General features: G+C 72.0%; 9 protein-coding genes. 6 read left to right on the forward strand and 3 right to left on the reverse strand.

Annotation, left to right across the window (positions count from 1 at the left end; genetic code table 11):
* Positions 1 to 344: 344 nt before the first annotated feature.
* On the reverse strand, positions 345 to 1,268 hold the full coding sequence (locus IJH84_RS07205; RefSeq protein ID WP_200068941.1) for a 1,4-dihydroxy-2-naphthoyl-CoA synthase: 924 nt from the start codon (positions 1,266 to 1,268) through the stop codon (positions 345 to 347).
* Between the two features lie 210 nt (positions 1,269 to 1,478).
* On the opposite strand from IJH84_RS07205, the gene menD reads away from it, so the two are divergent.
* On the forward strand, positions 1,479 to 3,155 hold the full coding sequence (gene menD, locus IJH84_RS07210) for a 2-succinyl-5-enolpyruvyl-6-hydroxy-3-cyclohexene-1-carboxylic-acid synthase (protein ID WP_295141798.1): 1,677 nt from the start codon (positions 1,479 to 1,481) through the stop codon (positions 3,153 to 3,155).
* A 341-nt stretch (positions 3,156 to 3,496) separates the two neighbouring features.
* Complete coding sequence (locus tag IJH84_RS07215; RefSeq protein ID WP_295141801.1) at positions 3,497 to 5,002, forward strand: M1 family metallopeptidase; 1,506 nt, start codon at positions 3,497 to 3,499, stop codon at positions 5,000 to 5,002.
* Positions 5,003 to 5,050: 48 nt separating this feature from the next.
* On the opposite strand, the gene IJH84_RS07220 is transcribed toward IJH84_RS07215, so the two are convergent.
* The gene (locus IJH84_RS07220; RefSeq protein ID WP_295141804.1) at positions 5,051 to 6,358 is read right to left on the reverse strand and encodes an isochorismate synthase MenF; all 1,308 of its coding nucleotides are present in this window, start codon (positions 6,356 to 6,358) and stop codon (positions 5,051 to 5,053) included.
* A gap of 63 nt (positions 6,359 to 6,421) precedes the next feature.
* Between IJH84_RS07220 and IJH84_RS07225 the strand changes: the two genes are divergently transcribed.
* Together IJH84_RS07225 and paaC are read left to right on the forward strand one after the other, a co-directional pair.
* Positions 6,422 to 6,910 (forward strand): DUF3592 domain-containing protein, encoded by a 489-nt coding sequence (locus IJH84_RS07225; RefSeq protein ID WP_200068944.1) that lies wholly within the window; start codon positions 6,422 to 6,424, stop codon positions 6,908 to 6,910.
* Between the two features lie 118 nt (positions 6,911 to 7,028).
* Entirely contained in the window at positions 7,029 to 7,988 is a 960-nt protein-coding gene (gene paaC, locus IJH84_RS07230; RefSeq protein ID WP_200068945.1) for a 1,2-phenylacetyl-CoA epoxidase subunit PaaC, read from the forward strand.
* A 792-nt stretch (positions 7,989 to 8,780) separates the two neighbouring features.
* On the opposite strand, the gene IJH84_RS07235 is transcribed toward paaC, so the two are convergent.
* Positions 8,781 to 9,641, reverse strand: coding sequence for an inositol monophosphatase (locus IJH84_RS07235; RefSeq protein WP_295141810.1), 861 nt, complete (start codon positions 9,639 to 9,641; stop codon positions 8,781 to 8,783).
* A gap of 220 nt (positions 9,642 to 9,861) precedes the next feature.
* On the opposite strand from IJH84_RS07235, the gene IJH84_RS07240 reads away from it, so the two are divergent.
* Positions 9,862 to 10,992 (forward strand): glycosyltransferase family 1 protein, encoded by a 1,131-nt coding sequence (locus tag IJH84_RS07240; RefSeq protein ID WP_200069369.1) that lies wholly within the window; start codon positions 9,862 to 9,864, stop codon positions 10,990 to 10,992.
* A gap of 26 nt (positions 10,993 to 11,018) precedes the next feature.
* On the forward strand, positions 11,019 to 11,195 hold a 177-nt coding region (locus IJH84_RS07245), incomplete at its 3' end, for a class I SAM-dependent methyltransferase (protein WP_295141814.1).

Consider the following 11,195-nt stretch of genomic DNA (forward strand, 5'->3'; position numbering starts at 1 on the left):
GCAGTTCTCGGAGTTCCCGGGAGCGGAGCGCACCGGGCCGGGGTTCGCGGGCGGTCGGCATACCGCTCATCTTGCGCCTGCCGGTGCTCGCGGCGGGTCGGCGGCCTGCGGCAACGGTTCCGTCCATCACAACTCGATCACCAGTTCGGATGAACTCGCTCAACTGTTCGACCCGGCCGGTCGATGGTTCTTGCAGAGACCGGTGACGAGCGGAAGCGGTGATGACGATGGGCGTGCGGCTCCAGGACCGCAACGGCTGCGAACTTCCCGGCGCGCTGCCGGTGGCCGCGGCGGAGGCGCCCCGGCCACCGGCGCTCAGCGCTGCCCGCGGCCCGGTGGCGCGGTCAGTAGTACCAGGGGAACTCGCTCCAGTCCGGCTCCCTGCGCTGCAAGAACGCATCGCGGCCCTCGACCGCTTCGTCGGTCATGTACGCGAGCCGGGTGGTCTCGCCCGCGAACAGCTGCTGGCCGATCAGCCCGTCGTCGATGGCGTTGAAGGCGTACTTGAGCATCCGCTGCGCGGTGGGCGACTTGCCGTTGACCTCCCGCGCCCACTGCAACGCGGTCGACTCCAGCTCGGCGTGCTCGACGACCTCGTTGACCATCCCCATCTCGTGGGCCTGCTGGGCGGAGTACGGGCGGCCGAGGAAGAAGATCTCGCGGGCGAACTTCTGCCCGGCCTGGCGAGCCAGGTAGGCGCTGCCGAACCCGCCGTCGAAGCTGCCGACGTCGGCGTCGGTCTGCTTGAAGCGGGCGTGCTCGTCGCTGGCCAGCGTGAGATCGCACACCACGTGCAAGCTGTGCCCGCCGCCGGCGGCCCAGCCCGGCACCACGGCGATCACGACCTTGGGCATGAACCGGATCAGGCGCTGCACCTCCAGGATGTGCAGCCGGCCCGCGCGGGCGGGGTCGACGGTCTCCGAGGTGTCCCCGGAGGCGTACTGGTATCCGGAACGGCCGCGGATGCGCTGATCACCACCGGAGCAGAAGGCCCAGCCGCCGTCCTTCGCGGACGGGCCGTTGCCGGTCAGCAGCACGCACCCGACGTCGCTGGTCATCCGCGCGTGATCGAGCGCGCGGAACAGCTCGTCGACGGTGTGCGGGCGGAAGGCGTTGCGCACGTCCGGGCGGTCGAAGGCGATCCGGACGGTGCCGCGTCCCGGACCGTCCTCGACGCAGCGGTGATAGGTGATGTCGGTGAAGTCGAACCCGGCCACCGGCTCCCACGCGGCGGGGTCGAACAGCTCAGAAACACGGGAGTTCAGCACGCCTGGGACAATAGGCCGAGCCCCGGCGCCCGGAACATCAGGAGGGCGCCGGCCGCGCGGTGCGGCTGCCCAGCGCTTGTCCGTCCCGGTGGCCCAGTGGCCGCCCGTTCCGGTGGCGCAGCCGGTACCGGGTCCGAATGGTCCGGTGTCCCGGGCGACACTGGGAGCGGTCCGCAGGGGGCAGCTTTCGAGGGAGTCCGGGGTGATGGGTTGAATCCGTCCGCGGCACAGGCCGAGGTCATCGTCGACGAACTGATCCGCAACGAGATCAGCCACGTCGTGCTCTCCCCGGGATCGCGCAACGCACCGCTGTCCTTCGCGCTGCACGCCGCCGACGCGGCCGGGCGGCTGCGGCTGCACGTGCGCATCGACGAGCGCAGCGCGGGGTTCCTGGCGCTGGGGCTGGCCGCCGTCGACGGCAGGCCGGTCGCCGTCGTGGGCACTTCCGGCACGGCGGCGGCGAACCTGCATCCCGCGGTGAGCGAGGCCGCGCACTCCGGCATACCGCTGCTGGTGCTCACCGCCGACCGGCCGCCGGAGCTGCGGGCCGCCGGCGCGAACCAGACGATCGACCAGCACCGGATGTTCGGCTCCGAAGTCCGGATGTTCGACGAGCTGGCGGTGGCCGAGAACCGGCCCGGTCAGCAGGCGTACTGGCGCAGCCAGACCTGCCGCGCGGCAAACGCGGCCGGGGGTTCCCCGCACTCGGGGCCGGTGCACTTGAACCTGCCGTTCCGCGAGCCGCTGGTGCCGGACGGCGACCTCGACTGGTGCGAGTCGCTGGACGGACGTCCCGGCGGGGCGCGGTGGACCGAGATCGCCGAACGCGGTGGTGCGCCGAGCAGCCTGCGCGGGCTGACCGCCCGGCGCGGTCTGGTGCTGGTCGCCGACGGAGACGCCGAGGCGGCCGCGGACTGGGGCGAGCGCCACGGGTGGCCGGTCGTTTCGGAGACCGGCGGGGTGGGGCTGGCCGGTTCGGCGGCCGTGGACACCGGCATGTGGCTGCTGAACCTGCCCGAGTTCGTGCGCGAGCACCGGCCGGAACAGGTGCTGTGCGTGGGCAGGCCCACGGTCTTCCGGCAGGTGCAGTCGCTGCTGACCGACGCCGGGGTGGAGGTGCTGCTGGCGCACGGCGCCGCGGTCGACTGGCCTGCGCCCGGGCACGCCGTGCGGGAGGTGGCCCGTTCCTTCGGCGCCGCTCCGGAGCGGGAGGCCGACCCGGACTGGCTCACCGCCTGGCAGCAGGCCGACCAGAAGGTGTCCGCCGCGCTGCACGCGGCGCTGGACCTGGAGCGCTGGCCGAACGGACCGGTGCTGGCCCGCGACCTGGTCGACGAGCTGCCCGCGCGGTCGCTGCTGGTGCTCGGATCGTCCAACCCGACCCGGGACGTGGCGTTGGCCGCTCGGCACCGTCCGGACGTGACGGTGCACCGGAACCGGGGAGTGGCGGGCATCGACGGAACGGTGTCCACCGCTGTCGGTGCGGCCACCGCGCACGACGGTCCGTGCTACGCGCTGCTCGGGGACCTGACCTTCCTGCACGACAGCAACGGGCTGCTGCTGGGGCCGCACGAGCAGCGCCCGGACCTGACGATGGTCGTGTTCAACGACGACGGCGGCGGGATCTTCTCGCTGCTGGAGCAGGGCACTCCGGAGCACCGGGCCTCGTTCGAGCGGGTCTTCGGCACCCCGCACGGCACCGATCTCGCCGCGCTCTGCGCCGCGCACGGGGTGGAGCACGTCCGGGTGCGGCAGCGTTCGGAGTTCGCGCAGGCGTTGCACGGTGCGCGGGGCCTGCGGGTGGTCGAGGTCCAGGCGGACCGGACGCAGACGCGGAGTCTGCACGGGCGCCTGCAATCGGTGGTGAATTCCGCGCTGCTCGGCTGATCCCTTCGCCGCCACCTGTTGAGATCGCCGGTTCCCAATCATCGGGAGGCGCATCGGCGGGCCGCTTCTGCTCATCGCGGCTCCAGCGCTGTGCTCCCGGTGTCGGCGGAAAGCGGTGCACGTCGCCGCGCAGTCCTTAGTGGACACTCTTGAGCTGCGGCGTGAGTCGATCTGAGCGGGTCGCGTGATTGCGCGACAGTGCTCCGCACGCGGACACCGGCGGCATTGCCGAAAATTCTCGCTTCCTCTGGGAAAAAACCCACCCGGCAGTGTGTCGCGGGGTTTGCGGTGCGATTCGTAGGCTGCGGCGAGCGAACCTGATCTTCGGGAGGTGTGTCCTGGTGTTCCGACGACATGGACTGCGAGTCGCCGCCGCCACGTGCTGTGCCGCGGCCTTCCTCGCGCAGCCCGCGGCGGCGGGGACCGGGAGCCCGGGCGCACCGGGTCTGGGCGACCCGTACTTCCCGGAGTACGGCAACGGCGGCTACGACGTCTCGCACTACGACGTGCAGCTGCGCTACGACCCGGCCGATGATCACCTGGCGGGGACCACGACGATCGTGGCGAACCCGACGCAGGACCTGTCCGCGTTCAACCTCGACTTCGCGCTCCCGGTGAAGTCGATCCGGGTCAACGGCGCGCCCGCCGAGTTCGGCCAGCGGGGCAGCGAGCTCACCGTGACGCCGTCGCAGGACCTGCCCGAAGGCGCGCCCGCCACCTTCGTCGTCGAGTACGCCGGGGTGCCCTCCAGCGTCGAGGTCGGCGGCACCAACCCGTGGATCCGGACACCGGACGGCGCGCTCGCGGTCGGTCAGCCCGAGATCTCCGCGTGGTGGTTCCCCGGCAACGACCACCCGCGGGACAAGGCCACCTTCGACATCTCGGTCGCGGTGCCGGACGGCACCAAGGTGGTCTCCAACGGCACCAACACCGACACCGAGTCGCAGGCCGGGTGGACCACCTGGAAGTGGCGCAACCCGAAGCCCACCGCGACCTACCTGGCCTTCATCGGCATCGGGCAGTACGCGGTCGAGACCAAGCCCGGCGCGTTCGGTCAGCAGTCGGTCACGGCGTACGCGGAGGATCTCGGGCCGAACGCCGGTGCGGCGCGGGCCAGCGTGGAACGCACCCCGGAGATCTTGGAGTTCCTGTCCGGGCTGTTCGGCGAGTACCCGTTCCAGACCCAGGGCGGGCTCGTGTCCGCGTCGCAGGACATGGGCTTCGCGCTGGAGAACCAGGGGCGGCCCACCTACAGCCCGAAGTTCTTCGACGACGGCGCGAACACGTCCGTGGTGGTGCACGAGAACGCCCACCAATGGTTCGGCGACTCGGTGTCGGTGGACACCTGGCGCAACATCTGGCTCAACGAGGGCTTCGCGACCTACGCGGAGTGGCTCTGGTCGGAGGCGAAGGGCAACGGCACCGCGCAGGAACTGTTCGACCACTACTACTCGGCACTTCCAGCGGACGACCCGTTCTGGCAGGTGCCGCCAGGTGATCCGGGTGTGGAGAACGTCTTCGGCGACGCCGTCTACGACCGCGGTGCGATGACCTTGCACGCCTTGCGCAACGTCATCGGGGACGAGGCGCTGCTGGACGCGGTGCGCACCTGGGTCTCGGAGAAGCGGTATTCCAACGGGAAGATCGAGGACTTCATCGCGCTGGCCGAGCAGCGTTCCGGCAAGCAGCTCGACGAGTTCTTCCGGATCTGGCTGTTCACACCGGGCAAGCCCGCGCCGGGAGCGGACAGCGGGATCCCGGAGTCGGCGACCCGTGCCGGGAGCACACCGCCGAAGTCGGTGGCCGAGATCGACGCAACGCATCAGCGGGTGCACGACCACCACTGATCGCTCGCCGGACGCGCCGCCCACCTGCACGCGGGCCGGGCGGTGCGTTCAGGCGTCGCCTTCCAGGGCTTCGCGAATCGGACGCAGTTTCGCCGCGGCCTCGGCGACCTCTTGATCGGGATCGGAGCCCGTGACGATGCCGCCGCCGGCGAACAGCCGGACCGTGCTGCCGCCGTCCGGCACTGCGGCGCTGTCGCCCGGCTGGTGCTCGATCTGCGCGCAGCGCAACGCGAGACCCAGCGCACCGTTGCCTGCTCCGTCGACCCAGCCGACCGGGCCGGTGTACCGGCCGCGGTCCATGAGCTCGAGCTTCTCGATGAGTTCGACCGCTTCGGCGGTCGGCGTGCCACCGACGGCTGCGGTCGGGTGCAGCGCGGAGGCCAGCCGCAGCAGTGCGGCGACGCCGTTGCTCGCCGCGTGCTGGTGCAGTTCGCCGCTGATCAGCGAAGCCAGGTGCAGCACGTTGCGCAGCCGCAACACCTCCGGCTGCGCAGGCACCGCCAGCTCCCCGCAGAACGGGCGCAGTTCCGCGGCGACCGATTCCGTGGCGAACGCGTGCTCCGCGCGGTCCTTGGCCGAGTCGAGCAAACCCGCGGCCAGTTCGTCGGCGCTGACGCCCGGACGGGGCCAGGCCGTCCCGGCCAGCACGTGCGAGCGCACCCGGTGCCCGGTGCGCTCCAGCAGCAGCTCCGGTGTGGCACCGACCAGCCCGTCGACCGCGAACGTCCAGCAGCTCGGATACCGCCTGGCCAGGTTGTCCAGCAGGAACCGCGGATCCAGCGGTTCCGAGGTCTCGGCCAGCAGGTCGTGCGCGAGCACCACCTTCCGCACCTCGCCGCCATTGGCCAGCGTCCGCACCGCCTCGGCGACCACGTCGCGGTATCCGGTGGCCGGCAACCGGCCGTCGCCGTAGCGCACAGTGCCCGGTCCGTGCACCGGCAACACCGGTTCGTCGGCTGCGTTTCCGTCGGCGGCGTCTTCGCCGACGGTGGTGATCCAGCGGACGCCGTCCCGCTGGCCGATCACCACCCGAGGCACCAGCAGCACGGAATCTCCCGGCTGGTCACCGAACGCCAAGCTGGTGAACGCGACGGGACCGGTGCCGGGCAGCCGGACCTCGTCGTCGACGTCCATCCGTGCGCACAGCTCGTGCCAATACGTGTCGGTCTCGGCGAAGCGGTCCGGTCCAGCGGTGTCGAACCTGGCGGCCACGCCCCAGCCGACCAGCCCGGACCCGTCCCGCACCCAGCTCATCGCGGCGCGGTTCGGCAGCAGGTCCAGCAGCGGGCGGTGGTAGCGGGGATCGTCGTCGGGGATCTCGCGGGTGCGGACGCGGAGAGGGCTCGGGGTCGCCACTCCGCCGAGGGTATGCGCACTGCCCCGCGGTAGCCGAGGTCCGGCTCCCTACAATCGGCGGCCGTGGCGAGCGAAGCGGAGTCGGAAGCGGCCGGCGGTGCGGGCGGGACCGCGGCATCTCGTTGGCCCGCGCACCGGGTGCGCCGCGTCGGGGCCCGGGCGGTGCTGGCGCTGGGCGTGCTGATCAGCTTGCTGGGCCTGTCGGTCGTGGTGGCCTGCGCGATCGACGACCGCACGATCTCCGAATCCCGCGGCAGCGGCGTCGCCGAAGTGGTCGGCACGTCGATGACCCGCACGGTCGTCCGGTTCAGCACCCCGGAAGGCGGCGTCTACATCCCGGCGAACGGGGTGCTCTACCCGGCCGGTTTGCAGAAGGGCCAGTACGTGCAGGTCGAGTACGACACCCGCAACCCCGACCTGGTGCGCGTCGCCGGCCGCGGCATGGTGCTCTCGCTGCTGCCGGTGGCCGGTGTGCTCGTCGTGCTCTGGCTGGTCGTGTTGCCGGCGTGGTGGTTGTTGCGCCGCTCCGCCGAGCGCTCCGCAGGCAGCTGATCCGGGGAATCCGTCCCTTCTGCGCCGCCTCGGGCGGGTTCACAGTGGAGCCGTGATCCCGAGACGCGGGTGTTTTCGCGGGCGCCGACGCCGGCACCGCCGTGAGGTGGTGAGCGAGATGAACGCAGTGAGCTTCGACTCCGGACCGGGACATCCCATCGAGCGGACCCGCATCAGGCCGGTGGGCAGGCAGCAGCCGGCCGGTTCCGGCGGCCACGCCACCGAGCGGGACACCGGCGCTGACCAGCAGCGCGGCTGGGTGCTGGGGACACCGCCGTCGCGGATCGTGAACCGTTCGGTCCCGCCGGGCGTCGCCGCCGTGGACCTCGCGCAGTACGGCCTGATGCTCGGCGATGACGCGTTGCTGATGGCGCACCGGCTTTCCGGTTGGGGCGTGCGCGGGCCGGACCTGGAGGAGAGCGCCGCGCTGGCGGGCATCGCGATCGACCTGCTGGACCAGGCGCGGACGCTGCTGTCCCGCGCGGCGGAACTCACCGGTGCGGACGTCGATCGGCTCGCCTACCACCGGGACAGCGGTCAGTTCCGGAACGTCCGGCTCGCCGAGATCGACTGCGGGCCGGGGCCGGGTGGTGATTTCGCCGGCACGATCGGCAGGTTGCTGCTGTTCGCCACCTGGCGGCACGCGATTTTCGAGCGGCTGGCGAGCAGCCGGGATCCGGTGCTCAGCGACATCGCCCAGCGGTGCGGGCAGGACCTGCGCAGGCACCGGGAACACGCCGCGCAGTGGGTGATCCTGCTCGGCGACGGCGAATCCCGGCGGCGGATGCTGGCGGCGCTGCACCGGTTGTGGCCGCTCGCCGGGGAGTTGTTCGCCGCACACCCGGTGGAGGTCAGGTTGGCCGAGGCGGGTGCGGCGGTGCATCCGGATTCGGTGCGCACCGACGTGGCCACCGCCGTGGACGAGGCGTTGTCGGTGGCCCGGCTCCAGTTGCCGGACTTGGCGCGGGCCGAGTTCTCCGAACGCGGCGGCCGGTACGGGGTGCACACCGAGTCGATGCCGTTCGTGCTCGCGGACATGCAGCACCTGGTGCGCGCGGATCCGGTCGAAATGTCCTGATCATCGTTGACGAATGAGTACTTTCCCGGACGAAATCCGGGCCGTGCCGGGTGCACTGTGGAGGCGGTGTCGCCGAAGATCCCCCGCCGTGGTCCGCCACCGACGCAAGGGGCGAGATCGGTGCGCGGAAGCCAAGCGGAAGGCACACCTGGTGATGAACGCTTTGTGGTCGGCGGTGCTGGCCGGTGCGGTCGCGGGCGCGCTTGCTGCGGCGCTGCTGCGGCTGTTGAGCGCGCGCAGCAGCCGGACCACGTCCGCGCCGGCTCCGGTGCGACCGGACCGCTACGACTGTTGGGCGCGTGACCTGGACCGTTGTGAGCAAGCCGTGTCGCGCGCTGCGAGCGCGGTGCATTCGGTCTCGTCCGCGCCCGCCCGCGAGGGACTGCTCATGGTGGTCCGGCGGATGGACGCCGAGCTGCCGAACGTGGCCGCGCTGGTCGAGCTGGGGCGCGGTTTGGCGGCCGAGAACCCGCCGGAGCAGGCGCGCGGCGCCCAGGTGCGGGGACGGGTCCGCGGGCAGGTCGCCGATGCCGCCGAACGCTTCGGCTCGATCGCCGAGGAGCTGTTGGAGATCGTTCAGCGGCTGGTGGCGGATCCGGACCTGTCCCGCCTGCGCGGTGACGTCGCGGTGCTGCGCGACCAGTTCCCGCTGCTGCGGCCGATGTCCGCGGTTCTCCGGCAGGAACCTGCCGCGCCGATGCCGTCGGAGGCCACTGCGCCGGGACCCGAGAGGTCGGAACCCGGGCGGGACTTGGGCGCTGAGATTCGGCTACCTGTCCGCTGGAAACCTGATCAGCCGGTCGCCTGCCGCCACCAGTCCAGCACTTCACCGGCCACCGCAGGCGCCGCCACCAGCAACCCGCCCGCGGGCAGCGGCGACGGCTCACCGCGCCGATCCAGCACGGCGGCACCGGACTCCGCGGCCAGCGACAACGCACCGGCCACGTCCCACTCCTCGTAGGCATCCAGCACCGCGGCCATGGCGTGGCCCAGCGCCACCTGCGTGATCGCCAGCGCGGGCGAGCCCAGCAACCGGACTCCCACTTGCGCGGCGGCCGCATTGCTGATGAACCGGTCTATGCCCGGCCACGGGCCGCTGCGGGTGAGCTCGGTGCACACGATGCCCGCGCGGGTGTCCTGCCGGTCCGCCAACCGCACCGGGCTGCCGTTCGCCCGCATCCCGCGGTCCCGCGCGGCCGCGTAGATCTGCGAGCGGTACGGGTCGGCGACCACGCCCACCACCGGCCCGTGCTCGTCGAGCATCGCCAGGCTGTAGGCGCACCACGGCAACCCGGCCACGTAGTTCGCTGTGCCGTCCACCGGGTCCACCGACCAGCGGTAACGCGCCGAGGAGCCGCGTGCGGTGAGCTGTTCGGCGACGGTCGTGCCCGCGTCGGGCGCGGAGTCGAATTCCTCGCCGAACACCGGCACGCCGGGGAATTCGTCGGCGAGCACGCGCCTGGTGTGCCGTTCCAGGGTGCGCCCGGTGTCGGTCACCCAGTCGAACGGCGAGTCGGTGTCGGCCGGGCTGGCGCCCCGCCCGGCCGTCGCGGTGATCACGTCCGCCGCATCGTTCGCGAGGCGCCCGGCGACTTCCAGCGCGCGCGACAACAGCCCGGGTTCGATGCGCGGTTGGGAGGGCAAGACCGTCATGCCGCTCCAGCGTGCGCGCTGCGGGTGACCGGGGCGCTACGCGGAGGTGGACGTGAATGGGAGTCGCGACGAGCGTTCCGTGGCGGTACCGCGCCACCTGCGAAGGACCACCTGCGGGATCGGGGGCCGCCTGCGTGTTGGGAGGAGTTTCGGAAGACGTTGGGCCTGCCGTCACGTGGCGGTCGTCTGGGCGCCGGGATGGCTCGCCACGGTGTGCACCGTGCGGATCGCCATCGTGTCGGAAAGCTTTCTGCCGCAGGTCAACGGGGTCACGAACTCCGTGTTGCGGGTGGTCGAGCACGTGCGCCGCCGAGGCGGCCAGGCCCTCGTGATCGCCCCGGGTGCCGGCCCGGAGGAGCACGAAGGAACCCCCGTGATCCGGCTGCCCGCCGTGGACCTGCCGGTGGTCTCGTCGCTGCCGATCGGGTTCCCGACCCGCCGGTTGCTGCACGCGATGCAGGAGTTCGGCCCGGACCTCGTGCACCTGGCATCGCCGTTCGTGGTCGGGGCGCGCGGCTTGGCGGCGGCGCGCAAGCTCGGTGTGCCGTCGGTCGCGGTTTACCAGACCGATGTCGCCGGATTCGCCGAGTCCTACGGGCTCGGGCTGACCGCGCGGGCGGCTTGGCGCTGGACGCGGCGGTTGCACTGCGGCGCGGACCGCACGCTGGCGCCGTCCACCTGGGCGGCCGAAGCCTTGCGCGAGCGCGGGATTCCGCGAGTGCACCGCTGGGGCCGCGGCGTCGACACCGCGCGGTTCGCGCCGGGCAAGCGGGATCGGGCGTTGCGCGCCGAACTCGCTCCGAACGGCGAACTGCTCGTCGGCTACGTGGGCAGGCTCGCGCCGGAGAAGCACATCGAAAGGTTGGCCGCGCTGCACGACGTGCCGGGTGTGCGGGTCGTGGTGGTCGGCGACGGGCCGCAGCGCCAAGACCTCGCCGAGCAGTTGCCGGACGCCGCGTTCCTCGGCTTGCAGACCGGAGAGGAACTGGCGCGGATCTACGCGAGCCTGGACGTGTTCGTGCACACCGGCCCGTACGAGACGTTCTGCCAGGCGGTGCAGGAGGCGATGGCTTCCGGCGTTCCCGCGATCGCACCGGACGCCGGTGGCCCGCGCGATCTCGTGCAGCCCGGACGCACCGGTTACCTGCTGCCCCCGCACGACCCGGACGCGCACGCGCAGGCGTTGCGGGATGCGGTGCAGGCGCTTCGGGATCCGCTGCTGCGTGCGAGGTTCGGTTCGGCCGCGCGCAATTCCGTCGCGCAACGCACGTGGCCTGCCGTGTGCGAAGAACTCATCGAGCACTACGCGGAGGTCATCGGGCGTCCGCGCGACGACCGGATGGCCGCGTGAGCGCTCGCGGCACGTAGGCTGCGAGCGTGTCTCGGGCCGGTTTGGACAAGGACCCTCGCGAGGTCGCCGCGATGTTCGACGGCGTCGCGAAGCGCTACGACCTGACCAACACGGTGCTGTCGTTCGGCCAGGACCGGCACTGGCGGCGCGTCACCCGCGAAGCGCTGGCGCCCGAGCCGGGCGAGCGGGTGCTCGACCTGGCC

The sequence above is a fragment of the Saccharopolyspora sp. genome, from assembly GCF_017434145.1.
GTDB classification, from domain to species: Bacteria; Actinomycetota; Actinomycetes; order Mycobacteriales; family Pseudonocardiaceae; genus Saccharopolyspora_C; species Saccharopolyspora_C galaxeae.